The organism is Sorangium sp. So ce124 (assembly GCF_051525235.1).
GTDB lineage: Bacteria > Myxococcota_A > Polyangia > Polyangiales > Polyangiaceae > Sorangium > Sorangium atrum.
Genome location: NZ_CP150312.1, coordinates 11624070 through 11646188 on the forward strand (window position 1 = coordinate 11624070; position 22119 = coordinate 11646188).

The 22119-nt window shown below is 68.5% G+C and carries 10 protein-coding genes and 1 pseudogene; 4 read left to right on the plus strand and 7 right to left on the minus strand.

The features are described from left to right. Positions 1-85: 85 nt before the first annotated feature. Positions 86-1132: a hypothetical protein gene (locus WMF19_RS43615; protein WP_437895768.1), complete on the minus strand. Its 1047-nt coding sequence runs from the start codon at positions 1130-1132 to the stop codon at positions 86-88. A 763-nt stretch (positions 1133-1895) separates the two neighbouring features. Between WMF19_RS43615 and WMF19_RS43620 the strand changes: the two genes are divergently transcribed. Then, complete coding sequence (locus WMF19_RS43620; protein ID WP_437895769.1) at positions 1896-3530, plus strand: protein kinase domain-containing protein; 1635 nt, start codon at positions 1896-1898, stop codon at positions 3528-3530. A 146-nt stretch (positions 3531-3676) separates the two neighbouring features. Here WMF19_RS43620 and WMF19_RS43625 read toward each other — a convergent pair whose 3' ends face one another. The 3 genes from WMF19_RS43625 to WMF19_RS43635 all read right to left on the minus strand — a co-directional run bounded on the left by WMF19_RS43625 (position 3677) and on the right by WMF19_RS43635 (position 9261). Then, entirely contained in the window at positions 3677-4777 is a 1101-nt protein-coding gene (locus WMF19_RS43625) for an aldo/keto reductase (protein WP_437895770.1), read from the minus strand. Between the two features lie 117 nt (positions 4778-4894). Next, the gene (locus WMF19_RS43630) at positions 4895-7330 is read right to left on the minus strand and encodes a multiheme c-type cytochrome (protein WP_437895771.1); all 2436 of its coding nucleotides are present in this window, start codon (positions 7328-7330) and stop codon (positions 4895-4897) included. Continuing rightward, the gene (locus WMF19_RS43635) at positions 7285-9261 is read right to left on the minus strand and encodes an arylsulfatase (protein ID WP_437895772.1); all 1977 of its coding nucleotides are present in this window, start codon (positions 9259-9261) and stop codon (positions 7285-7287) included. The genes WMF19_RS43630 and WMF19_RS43635 overlap by 46 nt, the downstream gene beginning before the upstream one ends. A 996-nt stretch (positions 9262-10257) precedes the next feature. On the opposite strand from WMF19_RS43635, the gene WMF19_RS43640 reads away from it, so the two are divergent. Then, on the plus strand, positions 10258-11601 hold the full coding sequence (locus WMF19_RS43640; protein WP_437325548.1) for a patatin-like phospholipase family protein: 1344 nt from the start codon (positions 10258-10260) through the stop codon (positions 11599-11601). Positions 11602-11921: 320 nt separating this feature from the next. Here the strand turns inward: WMF19_RS43640 and ltrA are convergent. Further along, a pseudogene (ltrA, locus tag WMF19_RS43645) lies at positions 11922-13411 on the minus strand (group II intron reverse transcriptase/maturase); the annotation flags it as partial. Positions 13412-13953: 542 nt separating this feature from the next. Here ltrA and WMF19_RS43650 point away from each other — a divergent pair. Continuing rightward, complete coding sequence (locus tag WMF19_RS43650) at positions 13954-14907, plus strand: ArsR/SmtB family transcription factor (protein WP_437895773.1); 954 nt, start codon at positions 13954-13956, stop codon at positions 14905-14907. Between the two features lie 2 nt (positions 14908-14909). Next, positions 14910-18749 (plus strand): methionine synthase, encoded by a 3840-nt coding sequence (gene metH / locus WMF19_RS43655; RefSeq protein WP_437895774.1) that lies wholly within the window; start codon positions 14910-14912, stop codon positions 18747-18749. A gap of 147 nt (positions 18750-18896) precedes the next feature. Here metH and WMF19_RS43660 read toward each other — a convergent pair whose 3' ends face one another. After that, a complete protein-coding gene (locus tag WMF19_RS43660; RefSeq protein WP_437895775.1) occupies positions 18897-20306 on the minus strand; it encodes a DUF1552 domain-containing protein in 1410 nt (469 codons plus the stop codon). Beyond that, positions 20303-22024, minus strand: a complete 1722-nt coding sequence (locus WMF19_RS43665; protein ID WP_437895776.1) for a DUF1592 domain-containing protein — start codon at positions 22022-22024, stop codon at positions 20303-20305. The genes WMF19_RS43660 and WMF19_RS43665 overlap by 4 nt, the downstream gene beginning before the upstream one ends. Positions 22025-22119: the final 95 nt, after the last annotated feature.

Here is a 22119-nt window from a genome sequence, read left to right on the forward strand (position 1 = left end):
GGCACGGCGATCGTCGCTTCGGCGCACGGCCGCGTCGAGCCCCGCGACGGAAGCGTAGGCACCGTCGGCGAACGACGGATCTGTCTCAGCGTGCCGTCGGGTCCGCGAGCCAGGCGGCGAGCGCCTCGGGCGGGAGTGCCAGCTTTGCATCGTCGAGGCGATCGGCGCCCAGGCGCTCGAACCGCTCAGCCAACACGGAGTGCTCCATGTCGGTCAGCCGTCGGCCCAGCTTCTTCTCGAACTGCCTCGCCAGCACCCGGAGCTGCCCCTCCTGGAGGCCCTCCTTGCGCCCCTCCTGGAGGCCCTCCTTGCGCCCCTCCTGGAGGCCCTCCTTGCGCCCCTCCTGGAGGCCCTCCTTGCGCCCCTCCTGGAGGCCCTCCTTGCGCCCCTCCTGGAGGCCCTCCCTGTGTCCCTCGGTAAGGCCCTCCCTGCGCGCCTCGTCGCGGAGGGATTGCTTGAGCTGCTCGAACCACTGCTGAACTTCCGTCACGATCTCCTCCTCCTCCGCGTCTTCCGCGGTGCGCGCCGAGGGCTCTGCCGGGGTCTCGAAGCGCAATCGTACCAGCCAGGGCAGGGCGATGCTCCTCTCCCAGGCGTCCTCGGGCAGGGCGACGAGCTCGCGGATGGCATCCCGGAGCACGGCGCGCGCGCCGAGCAGGCGCAGCAGCAGGGTGTCTCGGGTGCGCGGCAGCTCGGCGATGACGACGAGGTCGATCCGCCATCCCGGCGCGGCCCGGTACAGGCCGGGGCGCCCGGGCACCGGGTCGAAGCCGAACGCGTCGAGCACGGTGGCGGGCCGGCCGCTGCTGAGGACGCATAGCCGCGGGAAGGGCACGGCGCCGCCGGCGCGGCGCTCGAGCTCATGATGCCAGTGGAGCTGCTTGCGGACGCAGCCGCGCAGCTCGGCCGGACCGGGGGTGTCGTGGAAGGGCTCGAACTGACAGGGCTCTGCCGCGAGCTCGCCGAGCAGGCCGAGCTCTGCGCGCAACGCGGCGCGGGCGGGATCGGGCACGTACCAGATGTCCATGGTCTGGGAAGTTGCGATGACCTCGACCTGAGTGTCGGCGCCGCCGACGAGACCGAGGGTCTCGCGCAGGACGTTCTTGCAGAAGGCGTCGAATCTGCTGCGCATCGATGCGGTGACGAAGATGGGATTTATCGGACGCGCCAGCAAGCCAATTGCGCACGAAACGTGCTGTTTTTGCGAAGCGACGTAGAGCGACGTCGCGTATAGGGAAGAGAAGAATCGGGGCATTACATGCGCCGCATCGATGTCGTTCAGAAATCGTGTCTTCAGCGCTGCACTGCCGCGGCGTTTGGGGGGGTGCGAATCGATGGACAGGAGAGTGGTAGTTCGTCGGGCGGATGTTCGGGGTGTGCGTGCGCGTACCGCGGGAGAGCGCGAAGGACGCGGCGGTCGAAGGCGTGGACCTCGACGCTGGGGATCGAGCTCCTGCGCACGCAGCGCGCTGGCCCGTGTCACGGACGAGCACGGCAGCTCGCTTTGGCCTGCATCGACGTCGGGGATCGGCGGGCCCCGAACGCCTGAACAGCGAGAAATTTCACTAATATTGTATTCGCAGGAGCGATGCCCTGGGCCACCTGGGCGGGAACGGCTTCTCCCTCTTCAGCGACATCGACCCCTCGCCTCGATGCCGCGGAGCGCCCGGAGGGCCTGGGAGCAGCCTGCAGATGCAGGGAGCAGCAGCCTGCCGATGCAGGGAGGAGAAGATGCGACAGCAGCCGGCTTGCGCTCGGCCTTCGTCGCGCCGCCGGGCCCGTGGCATGATGGGGCGAGATGCCGGCCGCTGTAAGACGCACGACATGGGACCCGGCCTCTGCTAGACCGCGGAGGCCCGAACGGACAGACGCTGGGACGCGGAAGGCTCGATCGCATGCTGTCGCTTGAAGCGGGGAGCGTCGTCGGTGGGAAGTATCGCCTGGAGCGGCCGCTGTCGGGCGGCGCCATGGGATTCCTCTGGGTGGCCCGGCACCTCCATCTCGACGTCGAGGTCGCGCTCAAGTTCATGATGCCGCAGCACGCCGACTCCCCCGTCGCGCGCGCGCGGTTCGAGCGGGAGGCGAAGGCGTCGGCCCAGCTCCGGACGCCCAACGTGGTCCACGTCTACGACTACGGCCTCGAGGGCGACACGCCTTACCTCGCCATGGAGCTGCTCGAAGGCGAGGACCTGGCGGCGTACCTCGCGCGCCACGGGCGCCTCGAGCCGGAGGAGCTGCTCGGCATCGTGAGCCAGGTGAGCAAGGCGCTCCGCCGCGCGCACGAGGTGGGGCTCATTCACCGCGACCTCAAGCCGGCGAACATCTTCCTCGCGCGGCAGGGCGAGGAGATCGTCAAGATCCTCGATTTCGGGGTCGCCAAGGCGACCGGCACCGGGCTGGCCGCCGACGCGACGAAGACCGGTACGCTCATCGGCTCGCCGCACTACATGAGCCCGGAGCAGGTGCGCCGGAGCAAGACGATCGACTTCCGCAGCGATCTCTGGTCGCTCGGCGTGATCATCTTCCAGTGCCTCACGGGCCAGCTGCCCTTCCCCGGCGAAGAGCTCGGCGACGTGCTCGTGGAGATCTGCACGGGCGACATTCCGGTCGCCTCGCAGCTCGCGCCGAACCTCTGGCCCGAGCTGGATCGTTTCCTGGAGCGCGCGCTCAAGCGCGAGCCCGCGGAGCGGTTCCAGAGCGCGAGCGAGCTCGCCCGCGCGTTCGCCGCGGCGGTGCAGCGCAGCGGGGTGGTGCCGGACTCGCGCGACTCGCTGGACTCGACCGAGGCGCTGGTTCACGGCGTCGCGCCGGCGCGTGCCAGCTCGCCCGGCTCGGGCGGCGCGCCGGCTCCCGGCGGCGCGCCAGCTCACGGCATCGCGCAGGCTCTCGGCATCGCGCCGACTCACGGCGTCGCGCCGGCCGTCGGGGGTGGCACCGTGGCCCTGGACGACGCGGTGACGGCCGGCGGCACGCTGACGGCGGGCGGGACGGTCGTAGCGGACCGCACGCAGGTCCCAGGTGGCATCGTGGGCCCGGGCGACACGCTGGCCGCGGGCGGCACGCTGACCGCCAGCGGCACGCTGGAAGCCGTGGGAGGCGCGCTGTCCCCGCCCGTCGATCGTCGCGCCCCGTCGCGGGCGCCGCTCGCCGTGGCTGCCAGCGTGCTCGTGGTCGGCCTGGGGATCGCCGCCGTCGTCCTGCTTCGCTCGCCTGCCCCCGAGGTCACCGCTGCCCCTGCGGCGGCGTCTCCGCCCCACGCTCCGGGATCCGCCGCACCGCCGGCACGGGTGGAGGAGGTGCCTTCCCCGCCTCCCCCGGACGCGAGCGCTGTCCCCGCCACATCGGCTTCGTCGGCCCCGGCGGGCGCAGACGCCGCGTCGGCAGCTCCCTCACCCGCTCCCCCCTCCGGCTCGGCGAGGGCCACGCTCAGATCGACACGTCCGTCGGCGCCTCCGCCGGCGAGGCGGCCTTCCCAGGCTGCGCCCTCCAACAGGGGCACTTCCGAGAAGGATCCGACCTTCGGCTTCTAGTGTCCCGTCCCTGAAGAGCGCGAACTAACCGCCAACGAACTTGATTGTCTCGTCGAGCGGCGCCCGGCGGAGGAGCAGGGCGCCTGCGCGGCGACGGCCGTTGCGAGGCTGCCCCCTTGCGTTGGGAGCGCCCGCGAGGCTCCCGCTCAGAGGTTCGCGGTCGTCAGCCAGTGGGGGTTCCTCGTCGTGCCGTCGAAGCGCTCCGTGGTCTTGAACTTCTCGTGTTCCCCTCTGGCGCCGAGCTCGGCGGTGCGCGCGAGGATCGCCGAGACGCGCTCGCTGCCGAGCGGCTGGAACGTGTAAGCCGCCTTGAGCGCCTGCTTGAGGACACCCAGGCTGTCACAGCCGGTGATGACCACCGACGTCGGCAAGCTCATGGGGTAGTGCAGGCAGGTTATCGGCGAGACAACGCCTGTCTTCGCGATCTCCCCGCCGGCGAACGGCTTCATCCCCAGCACCCCGATGCCCTGCTGCGTCAGCACCGGGAGCACCGCCTTTTCGAAGCTCCGGTAATGGGGATCGAGGACGTTGAGAGGCATCTGCACGGTGTCGAGCGGGACGCCCTGCCGCTCGGCCACCTTCAGCATGGCGAGGTGGATGTCCGGGTCCTTGTGCCCCGTGAAGCCGATGAACCGGATCTTGCCGGCCTTCTTCGCGGCCACGAGCGCCTCCATCGCGCCGCCGGGCCCGAAGATCTGCTCGGGATCGCCCATCCGGATGATCTCGTGCATCTGCACGAGATCGATGACGTCGGTGCGCAGCCGCCGGAGCGACTGCTCGAGCTGCGCCTCTGCGGTCGCCCGGGTGCGGCCGTCGAGCTTGGTCATCAGGAAGACCTTGCTGCGGTATCCGTCCTGAAGCGCCTTGCCCATGCGCTCCTCGCTCTTGCCGTCGTGGTAATCCCAGCAGTTGTCGAGGAAGGTGACCCCGTGATCGATCGCGAAGCGAACGAGCCGGAGGCTCTCCTGCTCGTCGCCGGGAACCGCGATGTGGTAGCCGCCGAGGCCGAGGAGGCTGACCTTCACGCCGGTCCGCCCGAGGGTCCTCATCGGCATCACGCCGCCCGCCGGCAGCTCGACGTCCTCTTCCTCTGGCGCCCCGGAAGAAGGCCCCTCGGGAGGCTCCGGAGCGCCCGCGCCCGGGGATGTAGCGTTTTGCCGCAGCTGCGCGCTCCGCGCACACGCGCCGAGCGCGAGGCTGGCACCGGCGGCGTGGAGAAAGGTCCGCCGAGAAGGTCGCTTCGTCATGACAGGCAACGCTCCTTTTCAGGGCGAAGCCCGACTGCAGGGGACATGCCATGCGAACGCGGGGACGAGCCCGCGTTCACGACCGAAGCGGTGACCCCCTTGGGGTGGAGGAGCTCCTCATGGCCGTCCGAGACGAGGGTGGCCGTGAGCAGCCTGGGGGGATGATCGCAAGGCGGTCAGCGCGGCCTGGTAGACGGTCTGGAAGCGAGCCTGCTCGGGCGCGAGCTCGGCGGCACGTTTCAGCGGATCGAGCGCTTGATCCCGGTGGCCTTGCCGGACCAGGGCGAGGCCCAGCGAATGGAGCAGCTCGGCCTCCTCGGGAAGGCGGGTGATTCCGCGCCGGAGCAGCGCGACGCCGTCCGCGTCGCGGCCGAGCTCGCGATAGAGGTCGGCGAGGTTCACGTAGGTGGGGACGTAGCCGGGCTCGATGCGAAGCGCGGCGAGGTAGGCGTGCTCGGCGTCGCGCGGCTTGCCCGTGCGGGTGAAGACGAGGCCCAGGTTGTTCTGGGCCTCGGCCCGATCGGCGTGGAGGGTCTGCGTGGCGATGTACTCGCGCAACGCTCCGTCCAGCTCCTGCGCGGCGCGCTCGGGCAAGGCGCGAAGGTCGACGCCCGCGAGCACGCGCGCGGCTTCGACGCGCACACCGCGGACGGGATCGGCGAGGAGCGCCGCGGCGACGGTCGCGGCGCGACGAGGGTCGTAGCCCTCCAGCGCGCCGAGCGCAGCGCGCCGTAGCAATGGATCGGGATCGGCGAGCGCCGCGCGGACGACAGCGAGCGACGCGGCCGTCGGGGCGGCGCGCAGCGAGGCGAGCGCGGTGGCGCGCGCGATGGCGGGGATGGCGCGGTCGGTCGCGAGCCGCTGGAGCTCAGCGGCAACGGCCGGGTCACCGGGCGCGGTGCGCGCGAGAGCGAAGACCTCGGCGTAGGTCTGGTAGCCCTGCGCGGGGCGGCCAAGCCAGGCTCGCACGGCGTCGGCGGCCCAGCTCGCCGGCTTTTGCGCATGGCAGTCGGCGCAGGTGTTCGGGATCCCGAGGCGGACCGAGAGATCCGGCCGAGGCACCCGGAAGCCGTGATCGTGACGGACGTCCACGCCCATGTACGTGCGCGCCGGCATGTGGCAGTCGACGCAGCGCGGAGCGGCGGGTGCGCCGGACGGGGCGCCGGCGTTCGCGGCGGCGGCGTTCGCGGCGTGATGGTGATGCGCGGGGACATCGAAGCGCGCCGGCTCGTGGCAGGACGCGCACACGTCATTGCCCTCGGCGCGCAGGCGGCCGGAGTGCGGATCGTGGCAGTCGCTGCACGTCACGCCGGCATTCGCCATCTTGCTCTGCTGGAACGAGCCGTAGGTGAAGACCTCGTCGCTCATCACGCCGTCGGGCGTGTAGAAAGGCGCGGTCAGCAGCTCGAGCGCCACGCTGTCGAACAGCGGAGCGCCGTGCCGGAACGGCTGCGAGAGGGTCTCGCGGCGGCTGTGGCAGAACGCGCACGTGGCGCTCTCGGTGCCGCTCGATGGGCGCTTGCCACGCTGCGCTGTGCCGCTGGGCAGCCGCGTCCACGTGGCGTCCTTGCGCTCGTCGAAGCGCACGTCGAGGCCCTTCGAGGGGTCCGGCGTCCTCGCCTTGGTCCAGTCGAGGTGGCGCGCGCCGCCGCCGTGGCAGCCTTCACACCCGACGCTGATCTCGGACCAGGTGGTGGTGAAGTGATCCGCGACCGCGTCGTACCCTTTCGTGACGTGCGTCGAGTGGCACTCGGCGCACATATGGTTCCAGTTCTGGCTGGCGGCGGTCCAGTGCAGCACGTCGCCGGCGCGCACATTGTCGCGCTCGTGCAGGTGGTACCAGCGCTGCCCACCGCGTGTCTGGGGGCGCGCGTCCCACGCAAATGGCAGCGCCTGCAAGCGCCCGCCCGGGCCGGCAACGAGGTATTGCTGGAGCGGCTCGACGCCGAACGTGTACAGCACCTCATAGCGGTGCAGCTGGCCATCGGGGCCGTCCGTGGTGACCCAGTATTTTCCGTCCTGGCGATCGAAGCGGTGGACCTGCCCGGCGTAACGCAGGCGCGCGCCCTCGAAGTTCCCGAGCACGGTGGCGGCGCTCGCGTGCTGCATGGCCCGCGCGTGCTGCGAGCCCTGCCACGCGGCGTGCTCCTCGGCGTGGCACGGCGCGCAGCGGTCGCTGCCGACGAAGGCGGAGGCCGCACGCTCCGGCGACCGCTCCGCCGGGCTGACCCGCGTTGCGGCAGCCGACGAGGCCTCGGCGTGGCCGCCGCGCGCCGCCCCGGGTTTCGCCCCCGAAGCGCTCGCCGTGATGGCGTCGGCTGGCGTGAGGGAGGACGCGCTCGTTGGCGCGCGCCAGACCACGAGCCCGGCGAGCGCCAGGATCACGACAGCGATGGGCCACGAGCGAACGAGTCGGGAATCGGCCATGTGCGGGGCAGAGGCGAGCGCCGCCGCGAGACACGGGTCGTGCAGAGACGCCCGGGTCTCGCGCGCGGCGGGGTGCGCGTTTACTCGGTGAGGATGACTCCGCGGGCGGCGGCGTACTGCTCCCACGCGGCGGCGAGCTCGGCCGCCACATCCGGATGAGCCGCGGAAACGTCGTTGATCTCGCCGCGGTCGGTGGCCAGATCAAACAAGCTCCAGGCGCGCGGCGTCGGGCCATAGGGCGCGCTGAGCCACAGCAGCTTCCAGTTGTCGCGGATCACATAGCGGTGGTTGCCGTGCTCCCAGATCAACGTCTCACCGGGCGCGCGCAGCCCCGTGGCCCGGTCTTCGAGCACCGGCAGGATCGAGTGCCCGCTGATCGGCTCGACGTCCCTGCCCTTGTAGGTGCTCCCCGGATTGGGCACACCGGCCAGCTCGAGCACGGTCGGCAGGAAATCGATCACGTGCGTGGTTCCGTCGAACTGCGGCCTGGCCTGGTGCTGTCCCGGCAGCCGTGCGATGGCCGGAACGGCGATGCCGCCTTCGGTTGTGTAGCTCTTCCACAGCCGGAACGGCGTGGCGCTCACCTCGGCCCAGCGGGGTCCGACGCCGATGTACGAGCCCGGTCGGCCCAGGTTCTCGAGCGTGTTCACCACCGGTCCGGAGCGGCTCGGGTCGGTGGCGGCGAAGCCCTCGCGCGTGCCACCTTCCGCGCCGTTGTCGGACTGGAAGAAGATGAAGGTGTTCTCGTACTCGCCGACCCGCTTGAGGTACTGGATCAACCTGCCGATGTTGGCGTCGAGGTTCTCGACCATGGCGGCGTAGATCTCCATGCGCCGCGCTTCGAAGATCCTCTCCTCCGGCGTCAGCTCTTCCCAGGTCTTCGGGTTGCTGCCGCCGCTCGGCAAGCGAGGATTCGGCGTGAACGATTGCGGGATGACGCCGCGGCTCTTGAGCCGCTCGAGGCGCCGCTCGCGGATGGCGTCGTAGCCCGCGTCGTAGCGGCCGCGGTACCTGTCGATGTACTCTGGCGGAGCCTGGAGCGGCCAGTGCGGCGTTGTGTACGTCGCGAACGCGAAGAACGGCTTGCCGTCGGCGCGGTTGCTCTCGATGTACTGGATGAGCTTGTCCGTGTAGAACTCGGGCGCGTAGAAGTCGCGCGGCGGCTGCGTGTACACGCCGTCCTCGCGATAGAGCTGAGCCTGCGCGGTCGTGGGCGGGTCGGCGAACTCGTTGAAGAACGTCGCCACGCCGGGGAGCAGGACGTACGATTTCTCGAAGCCGCGCGCCGGAGGGCTCTGATCCTCCGTGTCGCCGAGGTGCCACTTGCCGGCGATGTACGTGTGGTAGCCGGCGTCTCTCAGGATCTCGGCGACGGACAGCGCATTGTCGGTCAGGTAGCCCTCATAGCCGGGCTGCCCTGCTTGCGGTCCGGTGCCACCGCCCATGCGGCCCAGCCCGACAGCGTGGCTGTCGGTGCCCGAGACGAGCATCGCCCGGGTCGGCGCGCACAGCGATCCGGAGCGGTGCCCGGTGAGGATGCGGCCTTCGGCGGCGAGTGTATCGAGGTTCGGTGTGCTGATCTCGCCGCCGAACGCGCCGAGGTCCGAGAAGCCCAGATCGTCGGCCACGATCGTGACGATGTTGGGCAACTCGACGATCGTGCCGCTGCCGCCCGTGCCGCCGTCGCCGCCTCCTCCGCCGCCGCCGCCCGTGCCGCCGCCGCCCGTGCCGTCACCGGCACCGCCATCTCCGCCGCCCGTACCGCCGCCGCCCGCTGCACCGCCGGCCCCGGCAGCGCCGCCCGAGCCCGCTGCACCGCCGCCGCCTTCGCCCGTCGCGCCGGCTTCACCCGAGTTGCCACCGCCGCCGGCTCCGCTCGTGGCGTTGCCGGTGCCGCCCGAGGAACCGCTCGAGCTGCTGGTCTGAGCAGCGCTGCCACCGCTGCCCGAGTCGTCGTCGCTCCCGCAGCCGATCGGGCCGAGCAGCGTGGCGAACAACCAGGGCCCGGTCGCGAGCGCCGAACCAATCCATCGGTGACGTTCGAAGAACCGCTTCATACCTGTCTCCTTGGGAGTGCTGGAAGCGCCGCATGCCGGAGTCGAACGTCGTCGAAAGCGATGTTCCGCCGTCCTCCGAAGGGACGCCTCGGCTCGCGCGGTGGCCAAAGACCAGCCGGGCGCGCCACGTGAAGGGCGGACTTTGACGGCGATGAGCCGCGTGGCTCGGCCGTCACGACGAACAGCAGCGCGACGCATCGCCGTGGACGCGGGCGCGCTGCCTCGCTGTTCTCCTCGCCGCAGCTCACGCCGCGGCTCATGCGGCTAACTACAGCAAGAGCGACGAGCGCTCGCTCGACAGCACGCCCGCGAGTGAGCGCCGAATGTCTGCGTGGCCACAAGAAGAGGAAACATGCGTCCGTTATAACGGAAAGCGTGACGTTATACAAGACAATTTTCGCGGTCGGCGGATCGTTCTGAACAGCGGCGGTCCGAAGCCCTGCCAGGAAAGCCGATCGATAACGAGCCTGGATCAGGGCGACGCTCGCGACGGTCGAGGTCCTGCCGCGCAGCCGCCGGCTCGCATCACCCCCCCCGCTCGCGAGCGCGGGGTCGTCCAGGCGGTCCCGTGAAGGGGATTTTCAAGGCTCCTGCCTTACCGAGAGGCATCGATATCACCGGTGTCCTGTCAAAACGTGCCGCGCCGGGCGACCAGCGGACGTCTATCTCGGCAGGATCGGAGTCGGGCACCGGCCGAGACGCTCTCCGTACGCACAGCGCAGATCCTGCGGAGCAGCGAGAATCCGGCGTGAAGGAGAAAGGCACGATCGACGGATTGACCTCCTTCAGGCACGCCCACGCGCGTGCCTCTCGCCGAGGCGATCTGCCGGGCACGGACGAGAGCGCAGGCATCGAGGAATCATGGCTTCGCTACCACAGCCACCCTCACCGTGGTAGCCCTCGACAATGGGGCTCACGCCGCCTTCGCGGCGTGGGCCCTGGCTTTCGTTCCGTGTGGAGCGTTCGCGCGCGCTGTCAGGAAGGAGATAGAACATCATGTCAGAGCAGGACAATCCGGCTGCATATTCGTTAAAGAGCAGAAATGCGCCTGAGCCTCCGGTCGCCATCGTATTGACCGGCGCGGGGGCTCGCGGCGCATACGAGGCCGGCTTCGTTTCCAGGCTGCTGCCCGAGCTCGGAAAGACCCGACCGACGATCCTGATCGGCACCAGCGCTGGCGCCATCAACGCCGCCCTGCTCGCGTCGGTGGCCGCCAAGACCCAGGAGGAGGCCAGTAGCGAGCTCGTCGAACGCTGGCAACGCATCCACAAAGAGATGGTCCTCGGCCCTGTCTTCCGCTCCTTGGTTCGCGCCGGCGCAGAGTACGCCGCCGGCTTGCTGCTCGGCACGAACGGCCCCACGAGCTTGCTCGACACGAGACCGCTGCGGAGCAGCCTCGCGAACCGGAGCCTGATCGACTGGGATGTCATCAACGACAACCTGCAATTCAACCCCAAGGACTGCGGGAGCGACGGGAGGGTGGACGGCAACAAGCCTAGGATCGATGTACTCGCGGTTGCCACGACCGAGTCCGGGTCGGGACGAACCAAAATATTCTACCAGATGGGCACCAACAGCCGTGCGAACACACCACGGAACGACGACGATCGGGCCATCGACTACGTCCCCACCCAGCTGTCCTCAGACCACGTGCTGGCGTCGGCCGCGATCCCGGTCCTGTTCCCTCCGGCCCGGATCGGCTCGCCGGCTCGCGGCCACTTCTACGTCGACGGTGGCGTGCGCCTCAACGCACCGCTGCAGCCCGCGATCGATTTCGGCGCCAAGGGCATCATCGTCGTCTCGACGGACTCCCGGCGATATGGCGCCTCCGCAGCGGTGAACATCCACGAGTGGCCAACGCTGCAGGATCACGCATTGCAGATGATGCGCGTAATCACCTCCGATCGCATGATCGAGGAGGTCCGCAAGCAGCTGGAAGCGAACATGCAAGCGGAAGCAAACGAAACAGCCGGGGCGCCCCCCATCCCGATCATCTTCGGCGGCCCATCAGGGCAAGACGATGTCGGCTCGGTGGCGGCGAGAGCCCTGGAGGACATCCTCCGTGGCACGCGCAAGCTACAGCATCGCGACCTCGCCCTGCTTTACTGGCTCACCTCCGTGAGCCCGCACAGCCGTCCCGATGTGCTCAGCTATGTGCTGTTCAACGAGAAGTTCATCAGCGACGCGTTGCGGGCGGGCATTCAAGACGCCGATGAGCTCATCGAGGACGCCTACACGTTCAGCGCCAGCCAAGGCACTTCGAACGAGGCAAAGCTCTGGAATGCGCTGCAGATAAAGCACAACGAGAAGAAGCTGAGCCGTCCGCTGTCATGCCCGTGAGCGTTCGCCGCCTGCGCGCCATCGTGCACGATCCCGCCGGGGCCGACGTCGATGTCGCTCCCGCACCCCGACCCCGGGAGCGCGCGGGAGGACCAGGTCCGGGGAAATTCGCCGGACATGGTCCGGGCGAGCGAAGCGATCACGGCCGCCCGAAGCGACGGCTCGGTCACAGCGAGCTCCCCGGGCCCGGGGCTTGACGGTTGGGCCCGGGCCGGGTCCATGCCTCCCGAGCGGGCGCGATCCGTCGATTGCGGTAGGGACGGCCCTTCACCTTGTGGGCTCGGGCCGCCCCCCGCGCGGATCCCAGCGAGCGGCACTACCGCACTGGGCTCTTGCCTCGGGTTCTGACGCGGAAGCGCTCGTCCGGCCAGGGATGCAGAATGCGTACAGGGGGGATCCAGCGCTGACCGAGTCGCTGCATTCGTGCCCAGGTGGTGCGGTCACGCTGACTTCGGCGGCGGAGCGCGCGATGCCAGTGACGGGTCACCTGGGTACGGAACCACTGCAACGATTGCCCGTTGGACGGAACGGCGTAATACAAGAAATGTCCTTGCACTACACTTCGCAGCCATTTCCCCTGCTCGGGGATGAGGAGATGTCGGCGCCGCTGCAACTCGGCCTTGACCTCGTGCAGCTTCTTCCGCATCCGCTCCCGCATGGTTCGCCGTACGACGAGAAATTTCCCCATCCAAGTCTTTCCGCAAATATGCGTGAAACCCAGGAAGTTGAAGCTCTCCGGCTTTCCCTGACCTTTCTCCTGTCGATTGGACGCCGCGAAGCGTCCAAATTCGAGGATGCGGGTCTTGTCGGGGTGTAACTCCAGCGCGAATTTCCGCAATCTCTCGCGTAGATCTTGCAGGAACCGCTCGGCGTCCGTGCGGTACTGGAATCCAACGACGAAGTCGTCCGCAAAACGCGTGATGATGACGCTCCCGCGCGCATGCCGATTCCTCCATTGCTGGACCCATAGGTCGAGTACATAGTGGAGATAGATGTTCGCCAGCAAGGGTGAAACCGTTGCTCCTTGCGGAGTGCCATCCTCCCCCCTCGTCCACTCCTCACCCTCTATCACTCCTGCGTTCAACCACTTCTGAAGGAGACGCAGCATCCTCTTGTCCGCGATTCGGTGCTCGAGGAATTTCACCATCCACCCGTGATCGATGGCATCGAAACAACCACGGATGTCGGCATCGAGCACCCAGCTCACCTTACATCGACGAATCCCGACGGCGAGAGCATCCAGCGCATGGTGCTGGTTGCGCCGCGGCCGAAATCCGTACGAGAAGCCGAGAAAATCCGCTTCGTAGATGGTATTCAGCACTTCGACGACGGCTCGCTGGACGATCTTGTCCTCCAACGAGGCTATGCCGAGCGGCCGCTGCCGCCCGTCTGCCTTCGGAATGTACACCCTCCGCGACGGTTTTGCTCGATACGCCCCACTGCGCAATCGAGCGTGCAGATCCAGGAGGTTGTCCTCCAGGTTGCCCGCGTATTGCTCCCACGTCACCCCGTCGACTCCGGGTGCCGCATTCCGTTGCAGGGCAATGAATGCGGCTCGTAGTCGGTCGATGGTGAGATGGTGGAAGAGCGCCGTGAACTTCGTTTTCCTGTCCCGTCTTGCGACTTCCCGTACGCGATCCAGCGCACTGGGCACGCTTGTCCGGCGCTGCGTCCGGGGCGTGTTTTGCTGGTTCGCGTTCCCCTTGGCCAGACCCCTTCCCTCCACGGCCTCCGCGTCCGGTTGCCCGGCCTTGTTCGGCAGCTTCGTCGGTACTATGGGCCTGTCTGACCTCCCCTGGCCGTTCATCATCGGCTCACGGCCTTGGCCTTTCCTTTGCGTCCCACCTCGCCATCGAGGGCGGGAGGCCAGGGGATCTCCCGGTTCTCGCACACGGAGAGTCCGCACATGCTCGGGGTCTTCGACCGCGCGGGGTCGCCCAGGAGCTCGCGCTGGCGCTCCTGGTCGTGTGGCCTTCCGCTTGCGTGAACAGCGTCGGCACCCCGATCGAGGGTATTTCGCGGCTCAGTGTCCCTGCCTGCGCGTACCCCTGCCAACGCTTCGCCGACCTCCTCACGGATGCCTGCGCATGACTCGGGGCCATCATGGCTCGCTACGCCTTTGATGTAGGTCTCTTGCATACCCATCTCCGTGCCGGTTTATCCCGGCGCACTCACGCTCTCCCCAGATCCCGGCAGATTCGACGGATCGCGACCGTTCGCCTCCGCGGAACAGTCCTGCCAGTGTTCCGGGCTCAGCTCGGTGGCCAGCGCTCGGCGCTCCTCGGGCACCGGCGCGCTTGACTCCGGCAGCCGGCGCCTCTATTACATTCGCGCATCTAGATACATGAATACATGAGTCTTTCCGAGTACATCGAGACGCTGAACCTCCTCGGAGACGAGAGCCGGATACGGCTCTGCGTGCTCCTCCGCGAGCGCGAGCTGCGGGTGACGGATCTGGTTCGCGTGACGGGCATCGCGCAGTCGCGCGTCTCGACGCACCTCGGGCGGCTGCGCGAGGCAGGGTTCGTCCGGGATCGGCGTCAGGGGCCGCAGTCGTTCTATGCGCTCGCGGTCGATACCCTTCCCGGGACCGCGAAGGCCCTCCTCGATGAGGCGATGAAGTCGCCCGACCCGACGCTGGAAGGCGACCAGCGGCGCCTCCTGGAGCTCGACGCCGAGCGGCGCGGCGGCCTCCCCGAGTCCTTCGCCGGCGAGATGGAGCGGCACTACTCCCCGGGCCGCACGTGGCAGTCGCTCGCGGTCGGCATCGCCGCATTGCTCCGCCTCGGCGACGTCCTCGACGTCGGATCGGGCGACGGCGCGGCGGCCAGCGCGCTCGCGCCTTACTGCCGCTCGCTCACCTGCGTCGACTCGAGCAGCCGGATGATCGAGGCCGCGAGAGAGCGGTTCTCGACCCAGCCCCACGTCCGCGTCCAGGTCGCGGACGTCCACGCGCTGCCGTTCGGAGACGACTCCTTCGACTCGGTCCTCGTGTTTCACACGCTGACCTACGCCGAGGACCCGCCGCGGGCGCTGGAAGAGTGCGCCCGCGTGCTCCGCCCGGGCGGCCGGGTGGTCGTCCTGTCGCTCGACGCGCACCAGCAGCGGGAGATCACCGTGCCCTACGGCGAGCGCCACCCCGGCTTCTCGCCCGCCGACATCCGCGCCATGCTCGCCCGCGTGAAGCTCGATGTCGTCGCGTCCGAAGTCGCCTGCCGCGAGACGAAGAAGCCCCATTTCCAGGTCGTGCTCGCCATCGCCGACAAGCCGACCCCCTGTCCCTCCAAGAGCGCCAAGCGAGGCTGATCATGCCGTCCAACAACCCCACGCCTCCCCTCCATCCACTCCAGAAGCTCCTCCAGAGCCGCATCGTCATCATCGACGGCGCGATGGGGACGACCATCCGCACCTACGGGATGAAGGAGGCGGACATCCGGGGCCAGCGGTTCGCGGGTTCGAAGAAAGACCTGCTGAACAACGGCGATCTGTTCTCGCTCACGCAGTCGGAGATGATCTGCGATATCCACCGGCGGTTCCTCGAGGCCGGCGCGGACATCATCGAGACGAACACATTCGGCGCGACGAGCATCACCCAGAGCGAGTTCTTCGTGGACGACCCGCGGGAGCACGGCGGGCGGAAGGATCCGGCCTTCTATCAACGGATCATCGACGACCCGTTCCTCAACGACCTCGCCTGGGAGATCAACGAACAGTCCGCGCGGCAGTGCCGCGAATGGGCCGATCGCGTGGCGAACGCCGACGGGCGGCAGCGGTTCGTCGCGGGCGCCATCGGCCCGCTCACCGTCTCGCTGTCCAACTCCCCGGACGCCGACGACCCCGGCTTCCGCGTCGTGACGTTCGATCAGGTGAAGCAAGCGTACGTCCACCAGATCCGCGCCTTGATCGCCGGCGGCTCCGACGTGCTGCTTGTCGAGACCATCTTCGACTCGCTCAACGCCAAGGCCGCGCTCGTCGCCATTCGAGAGGTGTTCGACAAGGACGGCAAGACCCTGCCGGTGATGATCTCGGCCGCGGTCGGGCGCGGCGGAGAGACGATGATCTCCGCGCAGACGGTCGAGGCGTTCTGGAACGCGGTGAAGCACGTGAACCCGCTCGCCATCGGGCTGAACTGCTCGCTCGGCCCGGACCTGATGTATCCGTTCCTGTCCGACCTCTCGGAGAAGTCCAGCGCAGCGATCTCCTGCTACCCGAACGCCGGCCTGCCCAACCCGCTCTCGCCCACGGGCTTCGATCTGGAGCCGCCGGACATGGCGCGCCACATCGGCGGCTTCGCCGACGCAGGCCTCCTCAACATCGCCGGCGGCTGCTGCGGCAACACGCCCGAGCACATCGCGGCCATCGCCAAGGCGCTCGCCGGCAAGCCCCCGCGCGCCCTCGCCCCAAAGACCCACGCCGAGGCCCCGCCCGGCGGCGCGCCCTCGTCCGGCCCGCCGATCCCCCTGCGCCTGTCCGGCTCGCAGCCGTTCACGCAGCAGCCCGGCGTCTACATGATCCTGGGCGAGCGCACCAACGTCGCCGGGTCGCCGAAGTTCGCGAAGCTCATCAAGGAAGGGAAATTCGAGGAAGCGGTGAGCGTGGCGCGCCAGCAGGTCGAGAACGGCGCCAACGTCATCGATATCTGCATGGACGAGGGCATGATCGACGGCGCCTCCGCGATGACGCGCTTCCTGCTGCTCCTGGCCAGCGAGCCCGAGGTGGCCAAGGTCCCGTTCATGGTGGACTCGTCGAAATGGGAGGTCATCGAGGCCGGCCTCAGGTGCATGCAAGGCAAGGGCATCGTGAACTCCATCTCGCTCAAGGAGGGCGAGGCGAAGTTCCGCGAGAACGCGAGGACCATCCTCAAGTACGGCGCCGCCGTCGTGGTCATGGCCTTCGACGAGCAAGGGCAGGCCGCCACCTACGAGGACAAGATCCGGATCTGCAAGCGCGCGTACGGCATCCTCGTCGACGAGGTGGGGTTTCCTCCCGAGGACATCATCTTCGATCCGAACATCCTCACGGTCGCCACCGGCATGGAGGAGCACAACAATTACGCCGTCGACTTCATCGAGGCCACCCGCTGGATCAAGGCCAACCTGCCGCACGCCAAGGTCAGCGGCGGCGTGTCGAACATCTCGTTCAGCTTTCGCGGCAACAACCGGGTGCGCGAGGCCATGCACTCGGCGTTCCTCTACCATGCCATCCGGGCCGGCATGGACATGGGCATCGTCAACGCGGGCATGCTCGAGGTGTACGAGGAGATCGAGCCGGAGCTCCGCGAGCTCGTCGAGGACGTCCTGCTCAACCGGCGCCCGGACGCCACCGAGCGGCTGGTCGATTTCGGCGAAGCGCTGAAGGCCAAGAGCGCCGGCGCCGCCGCGACGGAGAAGAAAGAAGAGGAGTGGCGCAAAGGCTCCGTCGAGGAGCGGCTGTCGCACGCGCTGATCAAGGGCATCGACACGTACATCGATGTCGACACGGAGGACGCGCGCGCCAAGCTCGGCCGCCCGCTCGCCGTGATCGAGGGCCCGCTGATGGATGGAATGAGCGTCGTCGGAGATCTCTTCGGCGCCGGCAAGATGTTCCTGCCGCAGGTGGTGAAATCGGCGCGCGTGATGAAGAAGGCCGTCGCGTACCTCACGCCGTTCATGGAGGCGGAGAAGGCGGCGATGGCCGCCGCTGGACAGGAGGTGAAGACGCAGGGGAAGATCGTCCTCGCCACGGTGAAGGGCGATGTCCACGACATCGGCAAGAACATCGTGGGCGTCGTGCTCGCGTGCAACAACTACGAGGTGATCGACATGGGCGTCATGGTCCCGTGCGAGAAGATCCTCGAGCGCGCCAGGCAGGAGAAGGCGGATCTGATCGGCCTGAGCGGGCTGATCACGCCGTCGCTCGACGAGATGATCCACGTCGCCCGCGAGATGGAGCGGCAGAACTTCAAGCTGCCGCTCCTGATCGGCGGGGCGACGACCAGCAAGGCACACACCGCCGTGAAGGTGGCCCCGCATTACAGCGAGCCGGTCGTGCATGTGGTCGACGCGAGCCGCGCCGTGCCCGTCACGACGAGCCTCCTGAGCGAGGAGGGCAAGGCGGCGTTCGTCGCCCAGCACCGCGCCGAGTACGAGAAGCTCCGCCGGCTCCACGCGGCGCCGAAGCACAAGCTCGTCTCCATCGAGGCCGCGCGCGCGAACCGGACGCGGATCGAGTGGCGCGCCGAGGATCTGCCGGTGCCCGAGTTCACCGGCGTGCGCGTGCTCGAGGACTTCCCGCTCGCCACCTTGCGCGAGTACATCGACTGGACGCCGTTCTTCCACACGTGGGAGCTGAAGGGCGTCTATCCGCGGATCCTGGAGCACGAGAAGTACGGCGAGCAAGCGCGCCAGCTCTTCTCCGAGGCGAACGCGCTGCTCGACACGATCATCGAGGAGAAGCTGCTGACGGCGCGCGGCGTCTATGGCTTCTTCGCCGCGAGCGCCGTGGGCGACGACGTGGAGGTGTACACCGACGGGACGCGCACGAAGGTGCTCGAGCGGTTTCACTTCCTGCGCCAGCAGACGGCGAAGGAGAACGGCGAGCCGAACCGGTCGCTCGTGGATTTCATCGCGCCCAGGGAGACCGGCCTCCGGGACCACATCGCCGGCTTCGCGGTCACCACCGGGATCGGCCTGAAGGAGCTGTGCGAGCGGTTCAGGGCGGTGCACGACGACTACAACGCCATCATGGCCGAGGCGATCGCCGATCGCCTGGCCGAGGCGTTCGCCGAGTGCCTGCACAAGCGGGTGCGCGACGAGTGGGGCTATGGCCGCCAGGAGGACCTGACCAAGGCCGAGCTCATCGAGGAGAAGTACCGCGGCATCAGGCCCGCGGCGGGGTACCCTGCGTGCCCGGATCACACGGAGAAAGGCACGCTCTGGCGGCTCCTCGACGTCGAGAAGAACACCGGCATCCGGATCACCGAGTCGTTCGCGATGTGGCCCGGCTCGAGCGTGAGCGGCTTGTACTTCGCGCACCCGGAGGCCCGGTACTTCAGCCTGGGAAAGATCGATCGCGACCAGGTGGTCGACTACCACGCGCGCAAGGGCATGACCGTCGGGGAGGTCGAGCGCTGGCTCGGCCCGAACCTCAACTACGACGCTTCAAACTAGTAGAAATCTCGCCAGGGATCTGTTTCGCGAACGAGGAGAAATTTCGACGCAAAGACGCCAAGGGCGCAAAGTCGCAAAAATGCACAGAATCTGTTCTTTTTTGCGACTTTGCGTCTTTGCGCCTTTGCGTTGAAATCTCTCGCCGGATCAGGCCTTGAGCTCGTCGAACTCGCCGGGCTCGCCGAAGGAGCCGAAGTTCGCGATCGGCCCCCCGCCCTCCTCGGTGCAGCCGACCGCGTTCGCGAAGGTCGTGAGCAGCTTGTTGTGGGGCGCGTCCTTGTCCTGCACCGTGCTCGACTGTCGCGTCACCTTGATGTACTGCCCCGTCTTGAAGTAGCCGCCGCAGCTCCCCGCGATGATGTACGGCAGGTCGCGGAAATCGTGGCGCTTGCCGTCGGAGAGCTCGTTCATGAACACGACGGCGCTGTTGTCGAGCACCGTGGCCCCTCCCTCCTCGTAGCCCGCGAGCCGGTCGAGCAGATAGGCATATTCGCCCACGTACCAGCGATCGATGTTGAAGAGCATCTCCTCGTAACCGTCCACGGCGCTCCCGGTGTCGTCGTCCCTCGTGTTTCCGTGGGAGAGCTTGTGGTGGTTGTACTCGTGGGCCATCCCATCCCACTTGAAGATGGGCCCCGCCGCGCCAGAGCCCCATTGCAGCGTCGCGGAACGCGTCGCGCCGGTCGCGATCGCCAGCGCGAGGATATCCATCTGCATCCGACCGACCTTCTTGAACTCCGCGTCGAACGCCACCGTGTCCGGGTCGATCGCCTCGATCTCCGCCGCTCGCTCCGGCGAGAGCTCGCGCGGGATGATCCCCGAGCCGCCCATGTCCACCTCGAGGTCGCGCACCGTCTGGAAGTGCATCTCGAGCTTGTCGCGATCGGCCTTGCTGAGCTTCTTCTTGAGCAGCGCCTCGTACTCGACCGAGACCAGGTCGAGCACGCTCTCGCGGCGCTTCGTGAGCCGCACGAGCGCCTCCTCTTCGAGGTCCGTCCCGCCGACCAGGTCCCGGTACGCGAGCCACGGGTTGTTCTCGCCGCTGACCGGCGCCTCGCTGGCGGTGTAGGAGATGTGCCCGCGCACGTTCGGCGTCTTCGACCCGACCATCAGCGTCAGCGCAGGCGTGCCCGGCGGGTTGAGCTTGTTCGCGATGAACTGGTCGAGCGAGATCCCCGCCGCGTACTGGCTGCCCTGGACGAGCGGCTGCGCCGTGAGCTTGCAGCCCATCCCCTTCGCGTGATCGTCGCCCGCGCTCGGGTCGAACCCGTAGCCGCGCGGCGCCATGTGGATGCCCCGCGGGATCAGCAGCTTGTCCCGGTACGCGGCGAGGGGCGCTATCGCGCGCGTCGCCCCGAACGAGGCGGCCGTCAGCGCGCCGTACTGCGTGCTCGGGAAGAACTTGGCCATGTTCACGCCGTTGCACATGAAGAAGGCGATGAACCGGCGCGGCGCGCTCGCCGGATCGGCCTTGGCGTCGCGCGGGCGCAGCGACTCGAGGAGCGGCAGGCCGAGCATCACCCCGCACGCGCCCCGCAAGAACGTTCTGCGATTCATTGGTCCACCTCTTCCACGGCCCGGTACCTGAACGTCTTCGTCTGCGTGAGCGCGACCAGCAGCTCCTTGATGTTGTACCCCGAGGCGCCGAGCTTCGCGTCGAGATCGGCGATCGTGCACGCGTCCTCGCGCGAGAGCTGGCGCGCATTGCCGTAGCGGTACCAGTTCGTCAGATAACACCGCTGCGCGACGGGGCTCTCCGCGAGCTGCGTCGCGAGGTCCACGGCGCCGTCGAAGCTGATCTCGCCGTCCCCGACGGCGATCGTGCCTGTCGCGTCGATCGTCTCGCCGTCCTCGTCGGCGCGGTAGCGCCCGACAGCGTCGAAGTGCTCCAGCGCGAAGCCCGGGGGGTTGATCACGCCATGGCACTTGTTGCACGCGTCCGGCGACGTGTGCACCTCCACCTGGTCGCGCGTGGTCCTGATCTCGCCCTGGATGGGCGGCAGCGTCGTGTTGATGTTCGCCGGCGGGTCCGGGAGGTCGGTGCAGAGGATCTGGCGCTGGATGAACACGCCGCGGTGGATCGGCGAGCTCTTGTTGAAGAACGCGTGCGAGCTCAGGAAGCCGGCCTGCGTGAGCAGCCCCGCCCGCTCCGCCGGGTCGAGCGGCGTCTCCACGAGCTCGCTCGTGAACGACCCCTCCACGCCGTAGATCGGGGCGAGCTTGTCGTTCACGAAGCCGACGGGCGCCGTCATCAGCGTCCTGAAGTCGCCCTCCATCTCGAGGATGACGTGCCGGATGAACTGCTTCGTCTCGCCCATCATGGCCGAGGACACGCTGGCGTCGAAGTCCTCGTAGAGCGCCGGATCCTTCGAGAGATCGGCGTAACGGCTCATGTGGAGCCACTGGGCGTGGAAGTCGTCCAGGGCGCTCGTGGCCTTGGGGTCGTCGAGCATGCGCCGCGCCTCGGCCTCGATGCCCTCGGGCGTGCCCAGCGCGCCGCCCTCCGCCGCTTCGAGGAGCGCGTCGTCGGGCAGGCTGTTCCAGAGCAGGTACGAGAGCCTCGTCGCGACCTCGTAGGCGTCGAGCGGGATGATCCCCGCGCCGTCGAGCTCCTCGCTGAGCTCGATGCGGTAGAGGAAGTGCGGCGACTGGAGCATCGCCTCGATGACGTGGCGCACGCCCTGCTCGAACGGCGTGCCCGCGTCGAAGAGGCCATTGCCGCGGGCATATGCGGCCACGTACGCCTCCTCCTGCTCCGCCGAGAGCGGCCTCCTGTAGACGCGCTTGCCGAGCTCCCGGATGAACTGCCGGGCGCACGCCGCCCCGTCGCCCTCCGGCGCGCACGGCAGGATCTTGCCGAGCACGGCCTGGTCGACGACGGCGTCGGCCGCGATCGTCTCCGCGGCGCGGCGGTAGTCGCGGGCGAGGCGGTCGGAGACGAGGAGCCCCTTGGCGTTGTTGTTGAACCCCTCGAACGCCGGGTCCGCGAGGAACGCCGCCGAGGCCTTCATGTCCTTGCCGAAGAGGTCCCGGACGCTGTTGTCGTACTGCGCGTGCGTGAGCCGCGTCAGGCGCGGGGTCGGGCCTGGCGCGGTGACGCCGGGCTCGCACTGGGCGCTGGGGTCGGTGCCGGGACCTGGGCCGGGACCGGTGCCGGTGCTGGTGCCGGGACCGTCGCCCGGATCCGATCCGCCGTCTCCAGACGTTCCCGAGCACGCGACCGCGCTGGAGAGCGCGATGGCCGCGAGCAGCATCCTCGGGGTGCTTCGATTCACGGGCAGCTCCTTCGTGAATGAGGTCGAAGAAAGGAGAATCTACGAGCGCTCCATGGGAAAGGCTATCGGGGCCACGCGCCCAGCGTCAATGCGAG

What these genes read in the sequence shown, in the direction of transcription:
- WMF19_RS43615 (WP_437895768.1), bottom strand. Translation starts at nt 1,132, where the DNA reads ATGCGCAGCAGATTCGACGCCTTCTGCAAGAACGTCCTGCGCGAGACC.
- WMF19_RS43635 (WP_437895772.1), bottom strand. Translation starts at nt 9,261, where the DNA reads ATGAAGCGGTTCTTCGAACGTCACCGATGGATTGGTTCGGCGCTCGCG.
- WMF19_RS43625 (WP_437895770.1), bottom strand. Translation starts at nt 4,777, where the DNA reads ATGACGAAGCGACCTTCTCGGCGGACCTTTCTCCACGCCGCCGGTGCC.
- WMF19_RS43640 (WP_437325548.1), top strand. Translation starts at nt 10,258, where the DNA reads ATGTCAGAGCAGGACAATCCGGCTGCATATTCGTTAAAGAGCAGAAAT.
- WMF19_RS43620 (WP_437895769.1), top strand. Translation starts at nt 1,896, where the DNA reads ATGCTGTCGCTTGAAGCGGGGAGCGTCGTCGGTGGGAAGTATCGCCTG.
- metH (WP_437895774.1), top strand. Translation starts at nt 14,910, where the DNA reads ATGCCGTCCAACAACCCCACGCCTCCCCTCCATCCACTCCAGAAGCTC.
- WMF19_RS43660 (WP_437895775.1), bottom strand. Translation starts at nt 20,306, where the DNA reads ATGAATCGCAGAACGTTCTTGCGGGGCGCGTGCGGGGTGATGCTCGGC.
- WMF19_RS43650 (WP_437895773.1), top strand. Translation starts at nt 13,954, where the DNA reads ATGAGTCTTTCCGAGTACATCGAGACGCTGAACCTCCTCGGAGACGAG.